Below are 23,864 nucleotides of genomic sequence, written 5' to 3'. Positions count from 1 at the left end.
CACTGCAAAGGAAGAGAAAAGGAGGCTCAGCTCGCGGGGGCCACGCGTCGCTTCAGATAAGGGATGAGTCCGCCCGCGTCGAGCATGCCGCGCTCGGAGGCCGAGAAGGGCTGCAGCATCAGCGTCTGGCCCGAGCGCAGGTTTCTCACTTCGTTCGTGTCCCAGTCGACCGTGAGCTCGTCGCCGCGCGCCGTGGCCGCGCGGATACCCGGGCAGCTCACGAGCGGAAAGCCCATGCTGGTCTCGCCGCGGAAGAAGCCCGGCGAGAAGGATTCGGCGATCACAGCGGCGATGCCCAGGTGCCGCATGGCGCGCATGGCCGGGTAGTGCGGATGGCCGTAGCCGAAGTTGTGGCCGCCGACCAGCAGGTCGCCCTTGTGCACGCCGGCCGCGAAGCCGGGCATGTAGTCGGCCATGGCCAGCGCGGCCAGTTCCTTCACGTCGGTGATCTTGATGTTGCGCACGCCGACGATCAGGTCGATGTCGTAGTCGTCTTCCTCGAAGACCCAGGTTACGCGGCCGCGCAGGTTCACGAGGCTCATGCCGCGACTCCTTCGCGCGCCGCCGCCAGGTAGGGCCGCGGGTCGGCGATGCGGCCCTCGAGCGCGGAGGCCGCGACCACGGCCGCGTTGCAGATGTAGATCTCCGAATCCACGCTGCCCATGCGCCCGGGCGTGTTGAGCGTGCCGGTGGACACGGCGCGCTGGCCGTCGCTCATGGTGGCGATGCGGCCGAAGCAGTAGTCGCAGCTCGGCGAGCTGATGAAGGCGCCGGCCTCGACCAGCACCTCGATCAGCCCCTCGCGCGCGGCCGCCGCCATGATCGCCTTGGAGGTCGGCACCACGTGCAGCTGGAAGCCCGGCTGGATGCGGCGCCCGCGCAGCACCTCGGCCGCGATGCGCAGGTCTTCGAGCCGGCCGCTGGCGCACGAGCCCAGGTAGCCGGTGTGCACCTCGATGCCGGTGTAGTCCTGGAGGTCGCGCGTGTTGGCGGGGCTCGGCGGGATCACGACGATGGGCTCGAGCGCCGAGACGTCGATCGTCACCACGCGCTCGTAGGCCGCATCGGCATCGGGGTAGACCGGGTCGAGCGCGATCTTCGAGCGGCCCTGCACGTAGGCCAGGGTCTTCGCATCGGGCGCGATCAGCATCGTGGTCGCGCCCAGGAACATGGCCTGGCCGCAGAGGGTCTGGCGGCCCTCGATGCTCATGGCGTCGATGACGGGGCCGCAGAGCTCCACCACCTTGAAGCGGCAGGAGGCCGGGCCCATCACGCGCACCATGTGATGGAACACGTCGCGCGCCATCACGCCGGGTTGCAGCGTGCCCGTGAGTTCGACCTTGACCGTCGCGGGCACGGTCAGGGTCAGCGTCTCGGTCACGAAGGACTCGAGCACGCCCTTGCGCGCGCCGAAGGCGAAGGTGCCGAAGGCGCCGAGCTGGCTCACGTGGCCGTCGAAGTGCACGGCGAAGGCGCCCGGCGTGGCATAGCCGAGCTCGGCCGCGACCTGGTGGCCGATGCCCTCGCGCTCGTGCACCGGCACGCCCTGTTCCTTGCCCCAGGCGCGGGTGATCTTGTGCAGCTCCTCTTCCTTCGGCGCGGTGGCCGGCACCATGTGGTCGATGAACAGCACGAAGCGCTCGGGGCTCGCGACCTTCTCGATGCCGAAGTCCTCGCGCGTCTCCTTGAAGAACACGTCGGTGTAGCCCGGGAAGTCGTAGGCGATCACGAAATCGGGCCGCGCCGTGATCTCCTCGCCCGGCGCCACGCGCGGCCGGCCGGCGGCGCGGGCCAGGATCTTCTCGGTCATCGTCTGGGGCATCTTGTTCGGCTTTCGACTTCCACGATGTGGCAGTCCTTGGGTTTCGATCCACCGATTACAGTCGAGGGAAATTCTTCCCCATTGGGGAGCAACCCGAATTACTGCCGCATCGTGGAAACTAAACGCCGCACCACCGCCAAGACCGCCCCGCCGCCGGCCGCCGCCGCGCGCTCGGGCACGCAGAGCATCGAGCGCGTGGTGGGCATGCTGCGCGTGGTGGCCTCGCGCGGGCGGCGCGGCATGCGCATCGCCGATGTCGTGAGCCTCAGCGGCCTGCCGATGTCGACCTGCTTTCGCATGCTGCAGCGGCTCGAGGTCGAGGGCCTGCTGGTGCGCGACCTGCTCACGCGCAAGTACCACCTGGGTCCGCTGCTGCACGAGCTCGGCATGCTGGCCCAGCCGCGCTACCACCTGAGCGAGCTGTGCGAGCCGGCGCTGCGCGCCGTCGCCGAACTCACGCAGGACACGGTCTACCTGAGCGAGCGGCGCGGCCCCGAATCGATCTGCACCAGCCGCGCGCTCGGTGCCTATCCGATCAAGGCGCTGACGCTCGACGTCGGCATCCGCCGGCCCATGGGCGTGGGCGCGGGCGGCCTTGCGATCCTCAGCGCGCTGCCGGAGGCCGAAGCCGAACTGATCGTGGCCGCCAACGAGGCGCGCTATGCGAAGTTCGGCGCCGCCTTCGCGCCGGGCTTCCTGCGCGAGGCCATCGCGCAGACGCGCGCGCAGGGCCATTCCTTCCTCGACAGCGCGGCCACGCCGGGCGCGGCCGCCATCGGCGTCGCCTTTCCGCCCGACAACCCGATCGCGGCCGTGAGCGTGGCCGCGATCTCCAGCCGCATGGGGCCGGCGCGCCGCGCCGAGGTGGCGAAGATCATCGAGCAGCAGGTGCGCGCGATCTGCGTGCTGCTCGAATCGCAGCCGGTGGAGGCGGGCTCGGGCCGCGAGGGCGAGTGAGGAGAACGAGCTAGGCGTCGCCGGGCTCGTCGCTCCCCTGTTCCCAGCCGCGCAGCCGCCGGTACAGCGTGCCGCGCGACACGCGCAATTGCCGCGCCGCCTGCGACACGTTGCCGCCGTGCGCGGCCAGCGTCTCCTCGATCAGCTTGCGGCTGTGCTCGCGCAGCGTGCCGGCCTGCGGCGCGGCCGGCGCATCGGCGGACTGCTGCTCCGGCGTGTCCTCCTGCTGCATCTGCTGCGGCGGCTCCTGTGCCGGCGCCGGTGCCTCGACGCGCTGCGCCAGCGCCACCGCGTGTCCGAAGTCGACGCCATCGGCCCCTTGCAGCCGCGCCTGCACCCACACGCCGAGCCCGCTGGCCAGCCGCAGCGGCTGCGCCGACTCGCGCCGGCCCAGCCGCAGCAGGCTCGCGAGGTCGTGGCCCAGCAGGCATTCGACGCCGCGCGCATCGGGCTGCTCGGGCAGGTGGCCGATGAGCCGCGCCCCCGCGCCGTTGAGCCAGGCGATGGTGCCGTCCGACGCGATGCCCGCGAGGCCCTCGAGCGGCGTGCCCAGCAGCGTGGGGCTGGCCTGGAAGCGCAGGATCAGCTGCTCGCGCGACTGCGCCTGCAAGAGGCGGTTCTCGATCGTGGTCGCATAGAGCGCCACCATCGAGGCGGCGTCGAAGCCGAAGCGCTGCGCCTCCACCGTGAGGTCGAGCACGCCCGCGAGCCGGCCGTCGATGCCGCGGATCGGTGCCGCGGCGCACTGCATCTCGCGCAGCACGTCGAAGTAGTGCTCGGCGCCGTCGACCGTGCAGGCCAGCCCGGTGCTCGCGACGATGCCCGGCGCGGTGGTGCCCACCACGCGCTCGGAGATGTTCACGCCCACGCGCGCGGTCTTGCGCAGCACCGGCTGGTGCGCGGGCGCGGACTCGTGCGTGACGTGCACCACCACGCCGTCGCGGTCGGTGAGGATCACGCGGCAGTCGGTGCCCGCGAGCGAATGCTCCATGGTCGCGAGTTCCTGGCGCGCCACCTCGAGCAGCTCGCGGTTGCGCGCCAGCGTGGCATGCAGCCGGCTCGGCGTGACGGGATCGAAGGGCACGATGCGCTGGCGGTCGCTGTGGGTGCGGCAGCAGCGCATCCACGACTGCAGCACCGCTTCGCCGACGAGGCCCGAGGGCCGCACGCCTTCCTCGAAGAACTGCTGCCGCGCGAGTGCCACGCGCTGTGCCGGCGTGGTGGCGAAGAGTTGGCGCGGCGCGTTCGCCGTGCCCAGCCTGTCGAGGGTCATGTGCCATCGCCTCCGTGGGGTACCGGGACCAGCATCGAATGTGTTCCGCAATGGAACAGCACCGGATCGGGGAAATCCCGAAGGTGAACGCGCGCGCCGCCCGGACGATTCTCTGGGCACAAGGAGACCCACGATGACCCGAAGAAGGAATTCCTCCGCGCTGGCGGCGCTGGCCGCCGCATGGCTGTTCGCGCTCGCATCGATCGCCTCGGCGCAGGGCAGCGGGCCCTCCGCCCAAGACCGTGCCGCGGCGGCCGCCCGGCGCGTCGACGGCGGCTTCATCCGCGCCAACGCGGCGCAGAAGCAGACGCCCGACTGGCCCAGCATCGGCCTGGACTACGCCGAGACCCGCTTCAGCAAGCTCGACCAGGTGAACGCCGGCAACGTGAAGCAGCTCGGCCTGGTCTGGTCGTACAACCTCGAGTCCACGCGCGGCGTCGAGGCCACGCCGCTGGTGGTCGACGGCATCATGTACGTCACGGCCTCGTGGAGCGTGGTGCATGCGATCGACACGCGCACCGGCCAGAAGCTGTGGACCTTCGATCCCGAGGTCGATAGGTCCAAAGGCTTCAAGGGCTGCTGCGACGTGGTGAACCGAGGCGTTGCGTTGTACCAGGGCAAGGTCTACGTGGGCGCGTTCGATGGGCGCCTGATCGCGCTCGATGCCGCCACCGGCCGCAAGCTCTGGGAGAAGAACACCATCGAGGGCCAGAAGGGCAGCTACACCATCACCGGCGCGCCGCGCGTCTTCAAGGGCAAGGTGATCATCGGCAACGGCGGCGCCGAGTACGGCGTGCGCGGCTACATCACGGCCTACGACGCGGCCACGGGCGAACAGAAGTGGCGCTGGTTCACCGTGCCCGGCGACCCGGCCAAGCCCTTCGAGGACGAGGCCATGGCGCGCGCCGCCAGGACCTGGGACCCCGACGGCAAGTACTGGGAGGCCGGCGGCGGCGGCACCGTGTGGGACTCGATGGCCTTCGATCCCGAGCTCAACCTGATGTACATCGGCACCGGCAACGGCTCGCCCTGGGCCCACAAGGCACGCAGCCCCAAGGGCGGCGACAACCTCTACCTGGGCTCGGTGGTCGCGCTCAACCCCGACACCGGCAAGTACGTCTGGCACTACCAGGAGACGCCCGGCGACAACTGGGACTACACCTCCACGCAGCCGATGATCCTGGCCAACATCAAGGTCGACGGCAAGCAGCGCAAGGTGGTGCTGCATGCGCCGAAGAACGGCTTCTTCTTCGTCATCGACCGCACCAACGGCAAGTTCATCTCGGCGAAGAACTTCGTCGAAGTGAACTGGGCCACGGGCTACGACAAGAACGGCCGGCCGATCGAGATCGCCGCCGCGCGCCAGAACGAGAAGCCCGGCGACAGCATCCCCGGCCCCTTCGGCGCGCACAACTGGCACCCGATGTCCTTCAATCCGCAGACCGGCCTGGCCTACCTGCCCGCGCAGCACGTGCCGCTGAACCTGATGGACGACAAGGACTGGAAGTTCGACCAGAACGCACCGGGCCGCCCGCATGCCGCGCTGGGCTGGAATACCGGCAAGTTCGCCAACGTCGAGCCGCCCACGAGCAAGCCCTTCGGCCGCCTCGTGGCCTGGGATCCGGTGAAGCAGAAGGAGGCCTGGGGCGTGGACTATGCGTCGCCGTGGAACGGCGGCACGCTCACCACCGCGGGCAACCTGGTGTTCCAGGGCACGGCCGACGGCCGGCTCGTGGCCTACGACGCGCGCAACGGCGACAAGCTCTGGGAGACCCCCACCGGCACCGGCGTGGTCGCCGCGCCCGCCACCTACATGGTCGACGGCAAGCAGTACGTGTCGGTGGCCGTGGGCTGGGGCGGCGTCTACGGCCTCGCGCAGCGCGCCACCGAGCGCCAGGGCCCGGGCACCGTCTACACCTTCGCGGTCGGCGGCACGGCGAAGATGCCGGACTTCGTGCAGTACCGCATGAGCAAGCTGGTGCAGGGCGTGAAGTACGACCCCGCCAAGGTCCAGGCCGGCACCATGCTCTACGTCAGCAACTGCGTCTTCTGCCACGGCGTGCCCGGCGTGGACCGCGGCGGCAACATCCCGAACCTCGGCTACCTCGATTCCGCCTACATCGAGAACCTCGACAAGTTCGTGCTCAAGGGCCCGGCGATGGCGCGCGGCATGCCCGACTTCACGGGCAAGCTGTCGGCCGACGACATCGAGAGCATCAAGGCCTTCATCCAGGGCACGGCCGACGCGATCCGGCCCAAGTAGCGCGAGGGCCGCGAATGGGCGCGCCGTTCAGCCGGCGCGGCCCAGTTCCTGGATCAAGCCGGCCACGTTCCCGACCTCGAGCTTCTCGTAGATCGACTGGATGTGGTTGCGCACCGTGGCCGGCGCGCGGTGCAGCATGGCCGCGATCTCCTTGTGCGTGTTGCCGCGCGCCACCAGCTGCGCGATGGTGTGCTCGCGCGGCGTCAGGTCGTCGGCGCGGCAGCGCGCGCGGCACTTGAGGAACAGCAGCCGCTGCTCGACGTGGTGGCTCGCGACGAGGGCGCGGCCCGCATAGCGCGGCTGCCCCTGCAGGAAGGCCTCGAGCATCGCGCCGGGCAGCGTGCGGCCGTGCCAGCCCGGCCATTCGCGGCGCAGCAGTTCCTCGAAGGCGCTGTCGGCGTGGTAGAGCACGCCGTGCAGGTCGCCGATGGCCGAGCCGCCGGGCGTGCCGCCCAGCGGGGCCTCGAGCCGGTCGAGGTGCACGATGCGGTTGAGCGACAGCGCCTGCATCGCATGCGGCGCCAGCGCCGACAGCAGCTGCGTCTCCTCGGGCGTGCCATGGGCCTCGGCGTCGGCGCGGAACAGCGTGATCCAGTGCACCAGCCCGCTCGCGGCATTCACGTCCGAGGTGATGAAGAAGTTGGCCTGCTCGTGGCGCCGGCCGTGCTCGCGCAGCGCGCCCTGGTGCCGGCCCGAGAACCAGGCGTCGGCGTTGAAGGCCAGCGTGGTGCGCGGGCGGCGCGCGACCTCGGCGGCCGCGGTGTCGAGGTGCTTCACGCGCTCGTAGCTCTCGATCATCTCCATCGACTGGTTGTGCAGGTGCAGCGTGTGGATGTCGATGCCGGCCGTGCCGCGCGAGGCCGTGCCCCACATGCAGGAGTCGAAGGGCAGCACCGGCTTGATCAGCTGCAGCGCCGCGTCCTGGAAGTCGTCGATCGGCAGTTCGTGCGCGTGTCGGTACAGCCGCAGCAGGAGCCCGCTGAAATCTTGTAGCCCGGGAGTACTCATCGGGTTCGATCTTCGGAAGCTGGCGCCGCTCACGCATCACCCGTTCAGGGGAGGGCGCGGGATGTGTGAATGGTGCATTTGCACCATTCGCCGAGCGAAAACGAAAGATATCGTTTCCGCAGTCTCCGGATTCACCGGAGCCGATCCATCCCAACCCCGACAACACCAAGAGAGAGAGGAGCTCGACCATGTCCCTGCCCGTGCGAAGAATCCCCCTGGCCCTGTCCGCGATGACCCTCGCGCTGCTCGCCGCCTGCGGCGGCGGTGGTGGGGGCGGCGGCGGCGGCGTCGGCTTCATCCCGCCCTCCTCTTCCGGCGGCGGCACCACGCCGCCGGCCGCATCCACCACCACGCTCAGCGGCACGGCCGCCACCGGCGCGCCCTTCGCGGGCGCCGCGCTCACCGTGTTCGACCAGACCGGCGCCAAGGTCTGCGAGGTCCGCACCGGAGACGACGGCCGCTACAGCTGCACGCTGCCCGCTGGCACCAAGGCGCCGCTGGTGATCCAGGCGGTGCGCGACGACCTCGTGCTCTACAGCACCACCGCGAGCAGCGCCACCGGCACCGCCAACGTCACGCCGCTGACCACCGTGGTGGTGTCGCGGCTCGCGCCCGGCGGCGATCCCGCGAAGCTGCTCGAGGCGGTGCAGGCCAACGCCGGCACGGTCACGGCCGGCACGATCGGCGCGCAGGTCAAGCAGCTGCTCGATGCGCTGCAGCCGCTGCTGAGCGCGCTGGGCACCACCATCGATCCGATCGGCGGCGCCATAAGCGCCGACGGCACCGGCCAGGACCGCGTGCTCGACACCCTGAGCGTCTCGGTGCGCCCCGACGGCAGCGCCGCGAGCATCGAGATCACCGTCAAGTCGCTGCCGGCCGGCGAGGACAGCGCGCCGGTGTCGCTGGTGTTCCGCAGCGGCGATGCGCGGATCGAACCCTTGCCCGCGATCGCCGCCGAGGCCGTGCAGCAGCCGCCCACGCCGCAGATGGTGCAGGCGCTGCTCGAACGCCTCAACGCCTGCTATGCGCTGCCGCTCGCGCAGCGCGTGAACAGCACCGTCAACGGCGACGGCAATGCCTACGGCGACGCGTCGAACGTGGTCGCTCCGGCCTGCCGCACGCTGTTCGTGGGCGACGACCCGGCCAACTTCGTCTCGTTCGGCGCGCGCATCGGCCGCGTCGAGAGCGGCGCGCGCCGTTCCTTCGAGAGCCTGTTCCGCGCCGGCCCGACCAACCTCAAGCACGACCGCGGCAACTTCGAGTACTTCTACGCCAACGGCGACGTCGCGCTCACCTACCGCTGGACCGACGTGCTGGGCAACACCGACAACGACGTCTTCAACGCGCGCATCGTCGGCGGCGCGCTCAAGCTGGTCGGCAACGAGAACGCCTACCGCGCCAGCGTGCGGCCGCACCTGGACATGAAGGACTTCCTCAAGCACCAGAACCTGGTGTTCCATTCGGTCGGATACACCGTCAGCGTCGACAACCGGCGCGACGCGCAGGGCAACCCGCTGTTCTCGAAGGTGGTGGCGACCTCGACCGCGCTGCCGGGCCGCTCGCTGGTGCTGGTGCCCAACGGCAGCATCACCACGCTGGTGCTCACGGCCGACGGCTCGCAGGGCGGCACGCCGCTGGCTTCGCCCGTGTGGCGCATGGCGGCGCAGTACCGCGACGCCACGCAGGTCGGCAGTCCGTCCGACATCGACAGCGGCAACCTGTTCGCCGCACCGGCCTTCACCGACGCACAGCTCGCCGCGCTGCCCGACCAGGCCGTGTGGCGCCTCGAGTTCTTCCATGTCGACCCCGAGCGGCCCAACGTGGTCCAGTACGCGCGCACCTTCTCGCGCGTGCCGACGATCGCCGAGGCGCGCGCGGCCGCGCTGGTCGAGCTCACGCCGGCGCTGCGCGCCGAACTGCTCGAGGAGACCCGCAACACCGGCCGCGGCCTGGTGTTCCCGGCCATCGATCCCAACGACCCCTCGTCCAACAACGTGGACTTCAGCGCCGCCGGCAACACCGACGGCTGGAGCGTTCCCTCCGGTGCCTATGCGCCGATCTCGCTGGGCATCTTCGGCCGCGCGCCGGGCAACACCGTGCGCTACAGCGAGAACGTGACGCTGCGCTCCAACCTGCGCAAGGTGATCGCCTACTGCCAGCCCTCGGGCGCCCAGGACACCCACTGCGCGCCGGGCACCGGCAGCAACCGCCAGTACGCGCAGGGCACCTCGATCAGCAACTTCGTGTTCAGCGCGCGCACGCCGCGCCTGGTCGACCAGCGCCGCAGCTTCGAGCTCTGGACCGTGACCCAGCCCTGACGGCGCACGAGCGGCCATGAAAAAGCCGCCTGGCCCCGCGAAGGGCCAGGCGGCTTTTCTGTTTCTGCGAAGCGATCGGCGCTCAGTCGGCGTAGACGCCGGCGGCCTTGATGATCGGGCTCCACTTGGCGATCTCGGCCTGCACGAACTTCTTGTGGCCATCGGGCTCGATGCGGCCATCGACCGCGACCACGGCGCCCAGCGCTTCTTCCTTCTTCAGGAAGTCGGGGTCCTTGAGCGCGACCTTCAGCGCATCGTTGATCTTCTTGAGCACCGGTGCCGGCGTGCCCTTGGGCGCGTAGAGGCCGTGCCAGATCGTGACCTGGAAGTCCTTCAGACCCGACTCCTGCAGCGTGGGCAGGTCCTTGAGCAGCGGCACCGTCAGGCGCTTGGGCGTGGTCACGGCATAGGCCTTGACCTTCTTGCCCTCGATCTGCGGCGAGGTGTTCGTGGTCTGGTCGCACAGCAGGTCGATCTGGCCGCCGATCAGGTCGGTGATGGCCGGAGCCGTTCCCTTGTAGGGCACGGGCGTCATCTCGGTCTTCATCGCGCTCTGGTAGAGCAGGCCGCACAGGTGCGAGGCCGAGCCCACGCCCGCGTTGCCGAGGTTGATCTTGCCCTTGTTGGCGGCGATCCAGTCGGTCAGTTCCTTGTAGTTGTTGGCCGGCAGGCTGGGCTTGGCGATCAGCGTCATCGGCACGTCGTTGATGATGCCCAGGTACTCGAAGTCGCTCTCGACCTTGAACGGCACGTTGCGCACCAGCGTCGGGATGGTCGACATCGCGATGTGGTTGAGCAGCAGCGTGTAGCCGTCTGGTGCCGCGCGCGCCACCTTGGCCGCGCCGATCGAGCTGCCCGCGCCGGGCACGTTGTCGATCACCACGCTGGCGCCGCCCAGCGGCTTGCGCAGCGCCTCGGCCAGGTCGCGCGCGACGCGGTCGGTGGGGCCGCCGGCGGCGAAGGGCACCACGATGCTGATGGGCTTGCCGCTCGGGTAGTCCTGGGCGTGGGCGCCGATGGCAACAGCGGCGATCGCCGTCAGGGCTAGCAGTTTTTTCATGGAGAGGACCCCCGGAAGAGGAAAAAGGAATGAAGGGAAATTGAAAGCGGGCGCGATCTTAAAGGCTGACCATGCGCTGACGAATCCCCACAAGCCCTAGTCCGCATGGCAAGGCGGGCGGCGGCTCCTGCGGAAGGAGGGGCGCCACCGTCGCGCCGCGTGGCTCGGGCATGATGTTTCCCTGGGAGACGCGCCATGGGGGGCGCGCATGCCGCAACGACGGTGCGGCCCGCCGGGCCGCGACAAAAGAAGGGAAAACACACATGGATCCTCTGGTCTATCCGCGCGAGCGCACGCTCGGCGCGATCACGCTCGTGCTCGGCCTGCTGGTCTGGCTGGCCCTGCTGGTGGGCACCTTCGGCATCCTGCTGCTCTACCTGCTGATGGGCTTCATCGGCTACTGCTTCGCGCACTCGGCGCTGATCGCCTGGATCAAGGGCACCGGCGTGAAGCTCTCGCCGACCCAGCTGCCCGAGCTCAACGCGCGCTTCGAGGCCTGCTGCGCCAGGCTCGGCATCGCCACGCCGCCCGAGGCCTACCTGCTGCACGGCGACGGCATGTTCAATGCCTTCGCCACCCGCTTCCTCGGGCGCGACTTCGTGATCCTGCTGTCGGACGTGGTCGACGCCATGGAGCCGCAGCCCGACGGCATCAACTTCTACATCGGCCACGAGCTCGGCCACATCCGGCGCAAGCACCTCACGGGCCATTTCTGGCGCGCGCCGGTGCTGTGGCTGCCGCTCCTGGGCGCGGCCTATGCGCGCGCCAAGGAATACACCTGCGACCTGCACGGCGCCGCCTGCTGCGAGCAGCTCGACTCCGCGCCGCGCGCGCTGCTGGCGCTGGCCGCCGGCGCGCACCAGTGGCGCAACGTCGACATGAACGCCTATGCGGCGCAGTCGCGCGCCAATGCCGGCTTCTGGGGCTCGTTCCACGAGGTGGTCGGCGGCTACCCCTGGCTCACCAAGCGCGTGGCGCGCGCCATCGATCCGGCCGCGCGCCTGCCCGAGCGCAATCCCGCGGCCTACCTGCTGGGCCTGTTCGTGCCCTACGCGGGGCGCGCCGGCGGCGGCGCGCTCGGCATCCTGGTGACGGTGGCCGTGATCGGCATCCTGGCCGCGGTGGCACTCCCCGCCTACCAGGACTACCAGTCGCGCGCGGTGGTCGCGCAGGCCTGGGCCAACGGCGCGCCGGTGCGCCTCGCGCTCGGCGAGTACTACCGCGAGAAGGAGGAGATCCCCGAGAGCCTCGAGGCCGCGGGGCTGAGCGACACCCTGTCCGACGGCACCGCGCTGCGGCTCGACAGCGACACCATGGTGGTCGAGGTGCAGACCGCGCGCGGCACGCTGCTGATGGAGCCCGCGCCCTCCGGCAACGGCCTGCGCTGGACCTGCGGCGCCGGCGAGGGCCTGGCCGAGAAGGCCCTGCCCGCGAGCTGCAAGTAGGCCTTCAAACCCAGGCCAAACCCGAGCCGCACGCGCGGATTTGGCGCGCGCGGCTTGCGGCCCGGGCCCGGGCGTGGTCCCCTCGTCGTTTTCCCTTTCAGCAACGACGACCCGGAGACCCTGCCCGATGCCCGCCCTTCGACTCAAAGACCCGACCCTGCTGCGCCAGCAGGCCTACGTTGCCGGCGCCTGGATCGATGCCGACGACGGCACCACCGTCGCGGTGACCAACCCCGCCAACGGCGAGACCATCGGCACCGTGCCGATGTGCGGCACGGCCGAAACCGAGCGCGCCATCGCGGCCGCCGAGAAGGCCCAGAAGGGCTGGGCCCGGCTGCCCGCCAAGGAGCGCTCGGCGATCCTGCGCAAGCTCAACGACCTGATGCTGGCCAACGTCGACGACCTCGCGTTGATCATGACCACCGAGCAGGGCAAGCCGCTGGCCGAGAGCCGCGGCGAGATCGCCTATGCCGCCTCGTTCATCGAGTGGTTCGCCGAGGAGGCGCGCCGCGTCTACGGCGACACCATTCCCGCGCCGCAGGCCGACCGCCGCATCCTCGCGCTCAAGCAGCCCGTGGGCGTGACGGCCGCCATCACGCCCTGGAACTTCCCGGCCGCCATGCTCACGCGCAAGGCCGGCCCCGCGCTGGCCGCGGGTTGCGCGATGGTGGTCAAGCCCGCCACGCAGACGCCGTACTCGGCGCTGGCCTTCGCCGAACTGGCCGAGCGCGCGGGCGTGCCCAAGGGCCTGCTGTCGGTGCTCACCGGCTCGGCCAGCAAGATCGGCGGCGAGATGACGCGCAGCCCGATCGTGCGCAAGCTCACCTTCACCGGCTCCACCGAGGTCGGCCGCACGCTGATGAAGCAGTCGGCCGACACCATCAAGAAGCTCTCGCTCGAGCTCGGCGGCAACGCGCCCTTCATCGTGTTCGACGATGCCGACATCGACGCGGCCGTCGAGGGCGCGATGGTGTCGAAGTACCGCAACACCGGCCAGACCTGCGTCTGCGCCAACCGCCTCTACGTGCAGCGCGGCGTGCTCGAGGCCTTCACGCAGAAGCTGGTGGCCAGGGTCCAGGCGCTCAAGGTCGGCGACGGCACCGAGGCCGGCGTCAACCAGGGCCCGCTGATCGATGCCAAGGCGGTCGAGAAGATCGAGGAGCACGTGGCCGACGCCGTGGCCAAGGGCGCGCAGGTGCTGGCCGGCGGCAAGCGCCATGCGCTCGGCGGCCTGTTCTACGAACCCACCGTGATCGGCGGCGCCACCGCCGACATGCTGTTCGCGCGCGAGGAGACCTTCGGCCCGCTGGCGCCGATCTTCGCCTTCGACACCGAGGAGGAGGCCGTCGCCGCGGCCAACGACACCGAGTTCGGCCTCGCCGCGTACTTCTACAGCCGCGACATCGGCCGCATCATGCGCGTGGCCGAGTCGCTGGAGTCGGGCATCGTGGGCGTCAACACCGGCCTGGTGTCGACCGCCGAGGCGCCGTTCGGCGGCGTCAAGCAGTCGGGGCTGGGGCGCGAGGGCTCGAAGTACGGGCTCGACGACTTCCTCGAGGTCAAGTACGTCTGTCTCGCGGGCCTCGACAAGTAAGCGAAGGTTGCCGGCCGTCGAACTGTCCGACAAAGGGGGCCGGCACCGGCCGATGCGGCGTGCATGGCTCGGGCCTAGGGTGAAGTTTCATTGCCTTCGAGAAACCTCACCCAAGGAGTGATTCACCATGCCCACCATCACCACCTCTTCACTGGACGGAATGACGGTCGCGATCCTCGTCTCGGACGGCTTCGAGCAGGTCGAGATGACCGAGCCGCGCAAGGCGCTGGAGGCCGCGGGCGCGAGGACGCAGGTCGTCTCGCCGCTCGACGGCAGCGTGCGCGGCTGGAACCACCACGATCCGGCCGACACCTTCGAGGTCGACGTGCCGCTCAAGACCGCGAACCCCGGCGACTTCGATGCGCTGCTGCTGCCCGGCGGCGTCGTCAATCCCGATGCCCTGCGCATCGACGAGAAGGCGGTCGCGTTCGTGCGCGCCTTCGTCGAGGCCGGCAAGCCGATCGCGGCGATCTGCCACGGACCCTGGACCCTGATCGATGCCGGCGGCGTGAAGGACCGGCGCATGACCTCGTGGCCCTCGCTGCGCGCCGACCTGCGCAACGCGGGCGCGCGCTGGAGCGACCAGGAGGTCGTGGTCGACCATGAGCTCGTGACCAGCCGCAAGCCCGACGACCTGCCGGCCTTCAATCGCGAGATGGTGCGCTTGTTCGAGCTGGCGCACGAGGCGGCGCTGCAGCACCACTGAGGCCGCGCTTCAGTCCTGCGCGACGGCCGGCCCCGTGTAGCGCGCCCGCGGCCGTATCAGGTGGCCCGTGGCCGCCTGCTCGAGCACGTGCGCGGTCCAGCCCACGCTGCGCGCGAGCGCGAACAGAACCAGCGGCGCATCGGCCGGCAGCTTGTGCACGGCCGCGAGCGCGGCCAGCGCGAAGTCGATGTTGACGGGCTCGCCCACGAGGCGCTCGCCGGCCTCGCGCAGCGCCGCGAAGGCCGGCGGCAGTTCGAGCTCCTCGAGCAGCGCGGCGCAGCGCACATCGCCGGCCGGATAGAGCGGATGGCCGAAAGCCGCGAGCGGCCGGTCGTGCGCGAGCCACTCGCGCGCGGCCGCGTCGGCGCTCGACTGCTCGGTTTGCCGCACCAGTGCCTGCACGGCGCGCGCCGCGCCGCCATGCAGCGGGCCGGTCAGGGTCGCGAGGCCGGTCAGCAGGCAGGCCGCGAGCGAGGCGCCGGTGGAGGCCGTCACGCGCGCCGCGAAGGTCGAGGCATTGAGTTCGTGATCGGCCAGCAGCACCAGCGCACGGCGCAGTTGCGGTGCCGCGCGCGGCCGGCGCCACGCCGCGGCGAGGCGCGCGTGCAGCGGCTGCGCGGCGGCGCTCGCCGGCACCTTGCCGATCAGCGCATCGGCCAGCGTGCTCACCACCTCGGCGGCCTCGGCGCGCAAGGCCTGCGGCGAGCGGCCGCGCGAGGGCGGGTCGATCGCCGCGCGCAGCGCGAGCGCGCGCAGGCCCGCCTGCAGCGGCGGCATGCCGTCGCGCGCTTCGGCCTCATCCGAAGACAGGCGCGGCGGCGCGCACTCCCACAGCAGGCCCGCCACGTCCTCGAGCGTGGCCCCGATCGACAGTGCGCAGGCGTCCTGCCCGCGGTACCAGAGCCGCCCGCCGGCCACGGTCGACACGGCCGAGGGCAGCACCGGCTCGCCCCACTGGATCGCCTCGCTCGCCACCGCCTCGCTGCTGCGCCGCCCCTGCGCGCGCGCCGCGAGCCGCTGCACGTCGTCGCGGTGGTAGAGGCTGCGCCGCGGGTCGGCGGCATCGGGCTTGGCGCGGATGCGGCCGCGGCTCACGCCGGCATAGAGCGTCTGGGGCCGCACCTGCATCAGGGCGAGCGCTTCGGCGGCGGGAAGCCAGGGCGAGGAGCGGGTCATGTTGATGGAATGGATCAAGATTGACGTCAATGTTAGCGGCGCCAGAATCGTCCGCATCGTGAACACGAATGGAGCATGAAACGATGAACGACGATGGACTCGAAGGCGTGGTGGCGGCGCACACCGTGCTGTCGGAGGTGGATGGCGCGGCGGGCCGGCTGGTGATCCGCGGCCACACGCTCGACGAGATCGCGCGCAGCTGGCAGTTCGAGGACGTGGCGGCCGCGCTGTTCGAGGGCTTCTTCGAACGCGCGCCCGATGCCGCCAGCCTGCGCGTCGCGCTGGGGCGCGCGCGGCGCGAGGCCTTCGAACGGCTGCAGCCCGGCGACGAGGCGCAGCTGCGCCGCCTGCCGCCGATCGAGGCGGTGCGCGCGCTGCTCGCGCGGTTGCCCGACGGCGACGACCTCGCGACCGCGCTGCGCCTGCTGGCGGGCCCGGCGGTCTACACCGGCGCCGTGATGCGCTGGCGGCTCGGCGTGCCGGCGCTCGCGCCCGACGAAGGCCTGGGCCACGCGGCCGACATGCTGCGCATGCTGCATGGCCGCGCGCCCACGGCGGCGCAGGCGGCGGCGCTCGACACCTACCTCGTCACCGTCTGCGACCACGGCCTCAATGCCTCGACCTTCGCGGCGCGCGTGGTGGCCTCCACCGGCGCGGGCCTGGCCTCGGCGGTGCTCGCGGGCATCAGCGCGCTCAAGGGGCCGCTGCATGGCGGCGCGCCCGGGCCGGTGCTCGATGCGCTCGACGCCATCGGCAGCGCAGCCCATGCGCGCGCCTGGCTCGAGGCGGCCGTGGCCGAGGGCCAGCGCCTGATGGGCTTCGGCCACCGCATCTACCGCGTGCGCGATCCGCGCGCCGATGCGCTCAAGGGCGCGCTGAAGCGACTCAGCGCCGAGGGCGGGGTCGATGCCGCGCGCTTCGCGCTGGCCGAGGCCGCGGAGCAGGCCGCGCTCGCGATCCTGCGTGAGAAGAAACCCGACCGGCCACTCGAGACCAATGTCGAGTTCTACACGGCGCTGTTGCTCGAGGCGCTGGGCTTCGGCCGCGAGAGCTTCACCTGCGTGTTCGCGGCCGGTCGCACCGCGGGCTGGCTCGCGCATGCGCGCGAGCAGGTGCAGAAGGGGCGGCTGATCCGGCCGCAGTCGGTCTACGTGGGGCCCGAACCCGCCGCGCGGGAACCCGCACTCGCGCACTGAGCCTACACGGCGGTCCCGCCGTCCTCCGATACGCTCGTGGCGACTGTCTTCCATTTCCAGCGACACGACGTACCGACCGATGACGACCGCCGACCCCGCCCATGCCCGCGCGCTGCGCCTGCCGCGCGACTTCGCGCTGATCGCGGTCGGCCTCGATGCCGTGCTGCTCGCGGTCAACATGGCGATGCTGCTGCTGCCGGGCACCGACGATGCGGCGCAGATCCGCCGCGCCTACGCGCAGGCCGGCGTGTGGATCCTGCTGGTCGCGAGCACGGCGATGTCGTGGGCGCTGATCGGCGGCCTGGCCTGGAGCCATGGCCGCCAGGCGCTCGAGCGGCTGGGCGTGCCGCGGGTGGCGCTGTCGGGCGGCGCGCGGCTGCGTTTCGGCGGGGCCTGGCTGCTGGTGCTGGTGCTCAACCACCTCGCGCTCACGCCGCTGTTCTACGAGCTGCAGCTGATGTTCATGCCGGGCGGCCGTTATGCCGAGGCGCTGGGCGGAGCGATGCCGCGCCTGAGCCTGGGACTCGCGGCGCTGCTGCAGTCGCTGGTGCAGCTCGCGGTGCTGGTGCTGGGCCTCTGGCTCGCGGCGCGCTTCGCGTTGCGCCGCAGCCGCTCGGCAGCGGCCGAGGCGCTCGATGCGCGCGCGCCCGATGAAGTCTCGACGGTGCCGGCCGGTGCCTCGCCGCGCGCGGCGGTGGCGCTGCTGGTGGGGGCGTTGTTCGCGTCGCTGCAGGTCTGGAGCGCGCTCGCGGCGGCGCGCTGGGCCGGCGCCTCGCAGGACGGCGGGCCCTGGGCGTTGCTGTTGACCTGGGCCCTGCCTCCGGTCGTGGCCTGCGCGCTCGCGGTCTGGGGCGGCTGGCTGGGCACGCGCCCGGGCCTGTGGCCGGTGCGGCCGTTCCGCGCGGTGTCGGCCGCGCTGCTGAGCTTCGTGCTGGTGCAACTGGGCTGCATCGCCTTCGCGTTCCTCTGGTTCGCGCTCGCGGTGGGCGCGGTCCAGGCGCTGCAGGGCATCGGCGCGATGGCCGGCTTCATGGTCGTGCTGATCGCGCTCTACGCGGCGCTCACGGTGCTGCTGGCGCGCGCGATGACGCGCCGGTTGTACCGGCGCTACTTGTAGCTGCGCGCGTCCTCGATCACCTTGCCGTCGTTCGGCAGGCTGCCGGGCGCCACCAGCTCGATGGTGCCGCGCAGCTTGGTCACCTCGCGCACGGCCTCCGCGATGCGCACCACCAGGCCTTCGGGCGCGCCCGCGCATTCGAGCCGGAAGTTCATCTGGTCGTCGCCCATCTCGCCCGACACGACGAGCCGCGCGCGCTGGATCTCGGGAAAGCGCCGCGCGATGTCGGCCACCTGCGAGGGATGCACGAACATGCCGCGCACCTTGGTGGTCTGGTCGGCGCGGCCGAGCCAGCCCTTGATGCGCTTGTTCGTGCGGCCCGTGGGGCAGGTGCCCGCGAGCACGGCCGAGAGGTCGCCGGTGCCGAAGCGCACCAGCGGATAGTCGGGGTTGAAGGTGGTCACGACGATCTCGCCGACCTCGCCGTCGGGCACGGGGTCGCCGGTGCCGGGGCGCACGATCTCGACCAGCACGCCCTCGTCGAGCACCAGGCCTTCGCGCGCGCTGGTCTCGTAGGCGATGAGGCCGAGGTCGGCGGTGGCATAGCACTGGGTGCCCTTCACGCCGCGCGCGGCGATCCAGTCGTGCAGGCTCGGCGGGAAGGCCTCGCCCGAGACCAGGGCCTTGGTGAGCCAGGGCAGCTTCTGGCCCTTCTCCTCGGCCTTCTCGAGCAGGATCTTGAGGAAGCTCGGCGTGCCGGCATAGCCTTCGGGCTTGAGGTCGACCATGGCCTCGAGCTGCTGTTCGGTCTGGCCGGTGCCGCCCGCGAACACGGTACAGCCGACGGCGCGCGCGCCGCTCTCCATGATGGAGCCGGCCGGTGTCATGTGGTAGCTGAAGCTGTTGTGGATCAGCTCGCCGCTGCGAAAGCCCGCGGCATGCAGCGCGCGCGCGGTGCGCCAGTAGTCGCGCGCCTCGCCCTCGGGTTCGTAGATGGTGCCGGGGCTCGCGAACACGCGCGGCATGCGGGTGCCGCGCGCAATGGCCGAGAAGCCACCGAAGGGGTCGTTCTCGCGGCCTTGCTTCTGCAGTTCGAGCAGTTCCGACTTGCGCGTGACCGGTAGTTTCGCGAGGGCCTCGCGCGTGGTGACGTCGGCGGCCTTGATGCCGTCGAGGATCTTCGAGAGGGCGGGCGCGGCGGTCTGGGCCTGGGTGATCTGTCGGGGCAGCGCGGCCAGCAGGTCGCGTTCGCGTTCGGCAGGGTCGCGGATCTCTAGTGCGTCGTAGTGGTCGGTCATGTCCGTACCCTTCAATCTGTTCAATTCGGATTTCTGCTGTCTTGCTTCGAGAGGGGCGTCCGGGGCGCGTGCACAGGACAGCGGGTACTTCCCTCCGCGAATGTCCCCCGCCCTTCGGGCTCCTCCTTGATTTCGCTGCGGGAAGCACCCACTGCCCTGTGCACGTGGGCGCTGCGGTGGTGCCGGCGGTTCAACAACGATTGCGTCCCGGCTCGCGTCGATGGGGTACTCCCCGCAGCGAAATAAAGGAGGAGCCGAAGGCGGGGGACATTCGCGGAGGGGAGTACCCCATCGGCGCGAGCCCGTCCCCACACGCAAGCAGTAGGCAAACACATCAAGCCAGCCACCTCTTGCGCCGCTTGTAGCTCTTCACGTCCCGGAAGCTCTTGCGATCCGCCCCACCCACGCCGAGGTAGAACTCCTTCACGTCCTCGTTCTCGCGCAGGCTCTGCGCCGCGCCGTCCATCACGATGCGGCCGTTCTCGAGGATGTAGCCGTAGTCGGCGTAGCGCAGCGCCATGTTGGTGTTCTGCTCGGCCAGCAGGAAGGTCACGCGTTCCTTGGTGTTGAGGTCCTTCACGATCTCGAACACCTCCTCCACGATCTGCGGCGCCAGGCCCATCGAGGGCTCGTCGAGCAGCACCATCGTCGGGTTGGCCATCAGCGCGCGGCCGATCGCGCACATCTGCTGCTCGCCGCCCGAGGTGTAGGCCGCCTGCGAGGTGCGCCGCGTCTTCAGGCGCGGGAAATAGGCATAGACCTTCTCGAGCGTCTGCTGCACCGCGGCCTTGCCGTCGGTGCGCGTGTAGGCGCCCGTCATCAGGTTCTCCTCGATGGTCAGGTGCGCGAAGCAGTGGCGGCCTTCCATCACCTGGATCAGCCCGCGCTTGACCAGCTCGGCCGGCGACAGCGCCTCGATGCGCTCGCCGCGCAATTCGATCGTGCCCTTGGTGACCGCGCCGCGCTCGCCCGCGAGCAGGTTGCTCACCGCGCGCAGCGTCGTCGTCTTGCCCGCGCCGTTGCCGCCCAGCAGCGCCACGATCCCGCCCTCGGGCACGGTCAGCGACACGCCCTTGAGCACCAGGATCACGTGGTTGTAGATGACCTCGATGCCGTTGACGTCGAGAAGGATGTTGGGTTGGCTCATGGTGTTCTTTCGGACATCCGCAAGCGCACGTGGAACGAGACGCTGCGCTTGCGGATGCCGCCTCCCACGCAGGGGAGGCAGGCCCCCTTCCGCCTGGCGGGAGGGGGTAGAGGGAGAGTGCCGTCGACCGGTGGCACTTGCCAGAGCGTCAGCTCTGGCAGTCGGCCGCGTCGCGACGCGTCAGCTTCTTCTCGGTGGCGTACTTGTCGGCCGCAGCCTTCGCCATCGGTTTGATGATCTGCTCGTCGGCCTGGTACCAGTCCGACATGCCGCCCCACTGCGCGCCATCCCAGGTGTGGACGCGTGCCCAGGTCGAGCCGATGTGGTCCTGGCACGAGGTGCTCACCGGACGCATCACGCCCGAGAAGCCCAGCGCGTCGAGCTTCTTCTGGTCGAGCGCGAGGTTCTCGAAGCCCCAGCGCACCTGCTCGCCGGTCATGACCTTGCCCTTGCCGAAGCGCTCCTGCGCGCGGCGCACGGCCTCGACCGACAGCATCTGGATGATCACGCCGCGCGTGTAGAGGACCGAGCCCACCTCGTCCTTCGGACCCGTGCCCTGGCCCTTCTCGTGCACCTGCTTGAGGATGTCCTGGATCACCTTGGGCTGCGTGCCCGAGGTGTTGAGCGCCAGCGCGTTGTAGCCCTTGGCATTCGCGCCCACGTCCTTCACGTCGGGCTCGGCGCCGGCCCACCACACGCCGTACATCTTCTCGCGCGGGTAGCCCGTGGCCACGGCTTCCTTGAGCGCGGTGGAGTTCATCACGCCCCAGCCCCACAGCAGCACGTAGTCGGGACGCTGCTGGCGCACCTGCAGCCAGGCCGACTTCTGCTCGACGCCGGGCGCGGTCACGGGGATCAGCGAGAGCTCGAAGCCATTCTGCTTCGCGCGCTCCTGCAGCAGCGGGATCGGTTCCTTGCCGAACGGCGAGTCGTGATAGACCAGCGCGATCTTCTTGCCCTTGAGCTTGTCGAGGCCGCCTTCCTTCTTGCCGATGTGCTGGATCAGGATGTCGGCCGCGGTCCAGTAGCTGCCCATCAGCGGGAAGTTCCACTTGAACACGCCGCCGTCCTGCGAGGCCGCGAGGCCGTAGCCCAGCGTGATCAGCGGGATCTTGTCGGTCAGCACCTTGTCGGTCAGCGCGAAGGTGATGCCGGTGGCCTGCGGGTCGAACAGCGCGACGCCCGGGCGGCCCTTGAGGCGCTCGTAGCATTCCACGCCCTTGTCGGTGGCGTAGCCGGTCTCGCACTCTTCGTAGGAGATCTTCACGCCGTTGATGCCGCCTTGCGCATTGACCAGCTTGATGTAGTCCTGCTTGCCGTTGGCCCAGGGCGTGCCGTTGGGCGCGTAGGGGCCGGTGCGATAGACCAGCAGCGGGAAGAACTGCTCCTTGGCCTGGGCCTGCGCGAGCGAGGGCGCCAGCGCGGTGCCGAGGGTGCCGGCCACCAGTGCGGCGGTCAGAGCGAGCGATTTCAGTTTCATGCCTGTCTCCTTCTTGGGGGCACCGCGGTGCCGGGTTGTCAACGCCGAAAAAACGCCTGGAAAGCTCAATGGGGGAAGGGCCACAGCCGCAGCTTCTCCTTGGCCGTGGACCACAGCCGGGCGAGGCCGTGCGGTTCCACGATCAGGAAGAACACGATGAGCGCGCCGAAGATCATGTATTCGAGGTGCGAGGCCAGCGCGGTCGAGATCGAGAAGCCCAGCCAGCCCGGCAATTGGTTCAGCAGCAGCGGCAGCAGCACGATGAAGGCGGCGCCGAAGAAGCAGCCCATGATCGAGCCGAGGCCGCCGATGATCACCATGAACAGCAGCTGGAACGAGCGATCGATGCTGAAGGCCGCCGGCTCCCAGGCCCCCAGGTGCACGAAGCCCCACAGCGCGCCGGCCACGCCGACGATGAAGCTGCTGACCGCGAAGGCCGTGAGCTTGGCGTAGACCGGGCGGATGCCGATCACCGCGGCCGCCACGTCCATGTCGCGCATCGCCATCCATTCGCGGCCGATCGCGCTGCGCACCAGGTTCTTCGCGAGCAGCGCGAAGATCACCACCAGCGCCAGGCAGAACAGGTACTTCTGCACCGGCGACTCGATCGGGATGCCGAACACGTTGAGGCCCGCCACGCTGACCGAACCCGACGACGAGTTGTTGGTGAACCACTGGATGCGCAGGAAGGCCCAGTCGGTGAAGAACTGCGCCGCCAGCGTGGCCACCGCGAGGTACAGCCCCTTGATGCGCAGGCTCGGAATGCCGAACAGCACGCCGATCACCGTGGCGCACAGGCCGCCCAGCAGCAGCGAGGCGATCAGCGGCATGCCGTCGATGCGCACGTGGAAGTTGTAGGCCGCGTAGGCGCCCACTGCCATGAAGGCGCCGGTGCCCAGCGAAATCTGGCCGCAGTAGCCCACCAGCACGTTGAGTCCGATGGCCGCGAGCGACAGGATCAGGAAGGGCGTGAGGATGGCGCGCATCCAGTAGTCCGACACGCCGAGCGGCACCGCGATGAAGGCCACCGCGAGCAGCGCGAGGATCGCCACGCGGTCCTGCAGGATCGGGAAGATCTGCTGGTCGGCGCGGTAGGTCGACTTGAACTGGCCGTTTTCTCTATAGAACATGTCTCAGACCCGATCGATGATCTTCTCGCCGAACAACCCCTGCGGCCGTACCAGCAGGAACACGAGCGCCAGCACATAGGCGAACCAGATCTCGATGCCGCCGCCGAGCATCGGCCCGAGGTAGATCTCCGAGAGCTTCTCGCCCACGCCGATCAAAAGGCCGCCGATGATCGCGCCGGGGATCGAGGTCAGGCCGCCGAGGATCACCACCGGCAGCGCCTTGAGCGCCACCAGCGAGAGCGAGAACTGCACGCCGAGCTTGGAGCCCCAGATGATCCCGGCCACCAGCGCCGAGAAGCCGGCCACCGACCACACGATCACCCAGATGCGGTTGAGCGGAATGCCGATCGACTGCGCCGCCTGGTGGTCGTCGGCCACGGCGCGCAGCGCGCGGCCGGTGGCGGTCTTCTGGAAGAAGATCGCGAGCACCACCACCAGCGCCGCCGCCACCAGCGCCGCGATCAGGTCCTCCTGGCTCAGCAGCAGGCCGCCCTGGAAGGTGCTCTCGAGCACCATCAGCGGTTCCTTCGGCATGCCGACGTCGATCTTGTAGATGTCGTTGCCGAACAGCGTCTGGCCCAGGCCGTCGAGGAAGTAGGCGATGCCCAGCGTGGCCATCAAGAGCGTGATGCCTTCCTGGTTCACCAGCTTGCTGAGCGCGAGCCGCTCGATCAGCCAGGCCACCACCACCATGATCGCCATCGCCGCGATGAAGGCCAGGATGTTCGCGAGGATCAGGCTCTGGAAGCCCAGCCACTGCGGGATCCATTCGGCGAAGCGCGCCATCGCGAGCGCCGCGAACAGCACCATCGCGCCCTGCGCGAAGTTGAAGACGCCTGAGGCCTTGTAGATCAGCACGAAGCCGATCGCTATCAGCGAATAGAGCATGCCTACCATCAGGCCGCCGAAGAGGGTTTCTAGGAAAAAGCCCATA

19 protein-coding genes are annotated in these 23,864 nt (G+C 70.2%); 8 read left to right on the top strand and 11 right to left on the bottom strand.

What is annotated here, in order from left to right; translation table 11 throughout:
- Window positions 1–26 precede the first annotated feature (26 nt).
- Both ACEN9J_RS18945 and ACEN9J_RS18940 read right to left on the bottom strand, forming a co-directional pair.
- Window positions 27–542, bottom strand: a complete 516-nt coding sequence (locus ACEN9J_RS18945; RefSeq protein WP_413761759.1) for a 3-isopropylmalate dehydratase — start codon at window positions 540–542, stop codon at window positions 27–29.
- The gene (locus tag ACEN9J_RS18940; RefSeq protein WP_413761758.1) at window positions 539–1,810 is read right to left on the bottom strand and encodes a 3-isopropylmalate dehydratase large subunit; all 1,272 of its coding nucleotides are present in this window, start codon (window positions 1,808–1,810) and stop codon (window positions 539–541) included. The genes ACEN9J_RS18945 and ACEN9J_RS18940 overlap by 4 nt, the downstream gene beginning before the upstream one ends.
- Window positions 1,811–1,933: 123 nt before the next feature.
- On the opposite strand from ACEN9J_RS18940, the gene ACEN9J_RS18935 reads away from it, so the two are divergent.
- The gene (locus tag ACEN9J_RS18935; protein WP_413761757.1) at window positions 1,934–2,779 is read left to right on the top strand and encodes an IclR family transcriptional regulator; all 846 of its coding nucleotides are present in this window, start codon (window positions 1,934–1,936) and stop codon (window positions 2,777–2,779) included.
- Window positions 2,780–2,789: 10 nt separating this feature from the next.
- On the opposite strand, the gene ACEN9J_RS18930 is transcribed toward ACEN9J_RS18935, so the two are convergent.
- A complete protein-coding gene (locus ACEN9J_RS18930; RefSeq protein ID WP_057591246.1) occupies window positions 2,790–4,052 on the bottom strand; it encodes a helix-turn-helix domain-containing protein in 1,263 nt (420 codons plus the stop codon).
- 133 nt (window positions 4,053–4,185) lie between these two features.
- Between ACEN9J_RS18930 and ACEN9J_RS18925 the strand changes: the two genes are divergently transcribed.
- Complete coding sequence (locus ACEN9J_RS18925) at window positions 4,186–6,315, top strand: PQQ-dependent dehydrogenase, methanol/ethanol family (protein ID WP_413761756.1); 2,130 nt, start codon at window positions 4,186–4,188, stop codon at window positions 6,313–6,315.
- A gap of 27 nt (window positions 6,316–6,342) precedes the next feature.
- Here the strand turns inward: ACEN9J_RS18925 and ACEN9J_RS18920 are convergent, their stop codons facing one another.
- On the bottom strand, window positions 6,343–7,323 hold the full coding sequence (locus ACEN9J_RS18920) for a response regulator transcription factor (RefSeq protein ID WP_057591244.1): 981 nt from the start codon (window positions 7,321–7,323) through the stop codon (window positions 6,343–6,345).
- A gap of 188 nt (window positions 7,324–7,511) precedes the next feature.
- Between ACEN9J_RS18920 and ACEN9J_RS18915 the strand changes: the two genes are divergently transcribed.
- Window positions 7,512–9,641 carry a carboxypeptidase-like regulatory domain-containing protein gene (locus tag ACEN9J_RS18915; protein WP_413761755.1) on the top strand — a complete coding sequence of 710 codons (2,130 nt, stop codon included), beginning with the start codon at window positions 7,512–7,514 and terminating at the stop codon, window positions 9,639–9,641.
- Window positions 9,642–9,723: 82 nt separating this feature from the next.
- On the opposite strand, the gene ACEN9J_RS18910 is transcribed toward ACEN9J_RS18915, so the two are convergent.
- Complete coding sequence (locus ACEN9J_RS18910; RefSeq protein ID WP_057597706.1) at window positions 9,724–10,701, bottom strand: tripartite tricarboxylate transporter substrate-binding protein; 978 nt, start codon at window positions 10,699–10,701, stop codon at window positions 9,724–9,726.
- A gap of 263 nt (window positions 10,702–10,964) precedes the next feature.
- Here ACEN9J_RS18910 and ACEN9J_RS18905 point away from each other — a divergent pair, with 263 nt between their 5' ends.
- From ACEN9J_RS18905 to ACEN9J_RS18895, 3 genes are all read left to right on the top strand, one after another.
- A complete protein-coding gene (locus ACEN9J_RS18905) occupies window positions 10,965–12,146 on the top strand; it encodes a M48 family metalloprotease (protein WP_413761754.1) in 1,182 nt (393 codons plus the stop codon).
- Between the two features lie 127 nt (window positions 12,147–12,273).
- A complete protein-coding gene (locus ACEN9J_RS18900; RefSeq protein ID WP_057597704.1) occupies window positions 12,274–13,740 on the top strand; it encodes an NAD-dependent succinate-semialdehyde dehydrogenase in 1,467 nt (488 codons plus the stop codon).
- 127 nt (window positions 13,741–13,867) lie between these two features.
- Window positions 13,868–14,446 (top strand): type 1 glutamine amidotransferase domain-containing protein, encoded by a 579-nt coding sequence (locus ACEN9J_RS18895; protein WP_413761753.1) that lies wholly within the window; start codon window positions 13,868–13,870, stop codon window positions 14,444–14,446.
- Window positions 14,447–14,455: 9 nt separating this feature from the next.
- Here ACEN9J_RS18895 and ACEN9J_RS18890 read toward each other — a convergent pair whose 3' ends face one another.
- Window positions 14,456–15,622: a citrate synthase gene (locus tag ACEN9J_RS18890; RefSeq protein ID WP_413761752.1), complete on the bottom strand. Its 1,167-nt coding sequence runs from the start codon at window positions 15,620–15,622 to the stop codon at window positions 14,456–14,458.
- Between the two features lie 83 nt (window positions 15,623–15,705).
- Between ACEN9J_RS18890 and ACEN9J_RS18885 the strand changes: the two genes are divergently transcribed.
- Both ACEN9J_RS18885 and ACEN9J_RS18880 read left to right on the top strand, forming a co-directional pair.
- A complete protein-coding gene (locus tag ACEN9J_RS18885; protein ID WP_296732789.1) occupies window positions 15,706–16,818 on the top strand; it encodes a citrate synthase/methylcitrate synthase in 1,113 nt (370 codons plus the stop codon).
- A gap of 79 nt (window positions 16,819–16,897) precedes the next feature.
- Window positions 16,898–17,935 (top strand): hypothetical protein, encoded by a 1,038-nt coding sequence (locus ACEN9J_RS18880; RefSeq protein ID WP_413761751.1) that lies wholly within the window; start codon window positions 16,898–16,900, stop codon window positions 17,933–17,935.
- Here the strand turns inward: ACEN9J_RS18880 and ACEN9J_RS18875 are convergent.
- From ACEN9J_RS18875 to ACEN9J_RS18855, 5 genes are all read right to left on the bottom strand, one after another.
- Window positions 17,926–19,173, bottom strand: a complete 1,248-nt coding sequence (locus ACEN9J_RS18875) for a phenylacetate--CoA ligase family protein (protein WP_057597144.1) — start codon at window positions 19,171–19,173, stop codon at window positions 17,926–17,928. The genes ACEN9J_RS18880 and ACEN9J_RS18875 overlap by 10 nt on opposite strands.
- Window positions 19,174–19,507: 334 nt before the next feature.
- On the bottom strand, window positions 19,508–20,320 hold the full coding sequence (locus ACEN9J_RS18870) for an ABC transporter ATP-binding protein (RefSeq protein WP_413761750.1): 813 nt from the start codon (window positions 20,318–20,320) through the stop codon (window positions 19,508–19,510).
- A gap of 148 nt (window positions 20,321–20,468) precedes the next feature.
- Complete coding sequence (locus ACEN9J_RS18865; protein WP_057597142.1) at window positions 20,469–21,800, bottom strand: ABC transporter substrate-binding protein; 1,332 nt, start codon at window positions 21,798–21,800, stop codon at window positions 20,469–20,471.
- 65 nt (window positions 21,801–21,865) lie between these two features.
- Window positions 21,866–22,930, bottom strand: a complete 1,065-nt coding sequence (locus ACEN9J_RS18860; protein WP_057597141.1) for a branched-chain amino acid ABC transporter permease — start codon at window positions 22,928–22,930, stop codon at window positions 21,866–21,868.
- 3 nt (window positions 22,931–22,933) lie between these two features.
- A complete protein-coding gene (locus ACEN9J_RS18855; RefSeq protein ID WP_093344126.1) occupies window positions 22,934–23,863 on the bottom strand; it encodes a branched-chain amino acid ABC transporter permease in 930 nt (309 codons plus the stop codon).
- Between the last annotated feature and the right edge of the window lies 1 nt (window position 23,864).

It is taken from the genome of Variovorax sp. Varisp41, assembly GCF_047325085.1.
Classification (GTDB): domain Bacteria; phylum Pseudomonadota; class Gammaproteobacteria; order Burkholderiales; family Burkholderiaceae_C; genus Variovorax.
The sequence above is the reverse complement of the archived record's forward strand: the minus strand, read 5'-3'. Positions and strand labels throughout refer to the sequence as shown.

What these genes read in the sequence shown, in the direction of transcription:
- ACEN9J_RS18875 (WP_057597144.1), bottom strand. Translation starts at nt 19,173, where the DNA reads ATGACCGACCACTACGACGCACTAGAGATCCGCGACCCTGCCGAACGC.
- ACEN9J_RS18905 (WP_413761754.1), top strand. Translation starts at nt 10,965, where the DNA reads ATGGATCCTCTGGTCTATCCGCGCGAGCGCACGCTCGGCGCGATCACG.
- ACEN9J_RS18855 (WP_093344126.1), bottom strand. Translation starts at nt 23,863, where the DNA reads ATGGGCTTTTTCCTAGAAACCCTCTTCGGCGGCCTGATGGTAGGCATG.
- ACEN9J_RS18895 (WP_413761753.1), top strand. Translation starts at nt 13,868, where the DNA reads ATGCCCACCATCACCACCTCTTCACTGGACGGAATGACGGTCGCGATC.
- ACEN9J_RS18915 (WP_413761755.1), top strand. Translation starts at nt 7,512, where the DNA reads ATGTCCCTGCCCGTGCGAAGAATCCCCCTGGCCCTGTCCGCGATGACC.
- ACEN9J_RS18920 (WP_057591244.1), bottom strand. Translation starts at nt 7,323, where the DNA reads ATGAGTACTCCCGGGCTACAAGATTTCAGCGGGCTCCTGCTGCGGCTG.
- ACEN9J_RS18880 (WP_413761751.1), top strand. Translation starts at nt 16,898, where the DNA reads ATGACGACCGCCGACCCCGCCCATGCCCGCGCGCTGCGCCTGCCGCGC.
- ACEN9J_RS18930 (WP_057591246.1), bottom strand. Translation starts at nt 4,052, where the DNA reads ATGACCCTCGACAGGCTGGGCACGGCGAACGCGCCGCGCCAACTCTTC.
- ACEN9J_RS18885 (WP_296732789.1), top strand. Translation starts at nt 15,706, where the DNA reads ATGAACGACGATGGACTCGAAGGCGTGGTGGCGGCGCACACCGTGCTG.
- ACEN9J_RS18940 (WP_413761758.1), bottom strand. Translation starts at nt 1,810, where the DNA reads ATGACCGAGAAGATCCTGGCCCGCGCCGCCGGCCGGCCGCGCGTGGCG.
- ACEN9J_RS18865 (WP_057597142.1), bottom strand. Translation starts at nt 21,800, where the DNA reads ATGAAACTGAAATCGCTCGCTCTGACCGCCGCACTGGTGGCCGGCACC.
- ACEN9J_RS18870 (WP_413761750.1), bottom strand. Translation starts at nt 20,320, where the DNA reads ATGAGCCAACCCAACATCCTTCTCGACGTCAACGGCATCGAGGTCATC.
- ACEN9J_RS18945 (WP_413761759.1), bottom strand. Translation starts at nt 542, where the DNA reads ATGAGCCTCGTGAACCTGCGCGGCCGCGTAACCTGGGTCTTCGAGGAA.
- ACEN9J_RS18890 (WP_413761752.1), bottom strand. Translation starts at nt 15,622, where the DNA reads ATGACCCGCTCCTCGCCCTGGCTTCCCGCCGCCGAAGCGCTCGCCCTG.
- ACEN9J_RS18910 (WP_057597706.1), bottom strand. Translation starts at nt 10,701, where the DNA reads ATGAAAAAACTGCTAGCCCTGACGGCGATCGCCGCTGTTGCCATCGGC.
- ACEN9J_RS18925 (WP_413761756.1), top strand. Translation starts at nt 4,186, where the DNA reads ATGACCCGAAGAAGGAATTCCTCCGCGCTGGCGGCGCTGGCCGCCGCA.
- ACEN9J_RS18860 (WP_057597141.1), bottom strand. Translation starts at nt 22,930, where the DNA reads ATGTTCTATAGAGAAAACGGCCAGTTCAAGTCGACCTACCGCGCCGAC.
- ACEN9J_RS18900 (WP_057597704.1), top strand. Translation starts at nt 12,274, where the DNA reads ATGCCCGCCCTTCGACTCAAAGACCCGACCCTGCTGCGCCAGCAGGCC.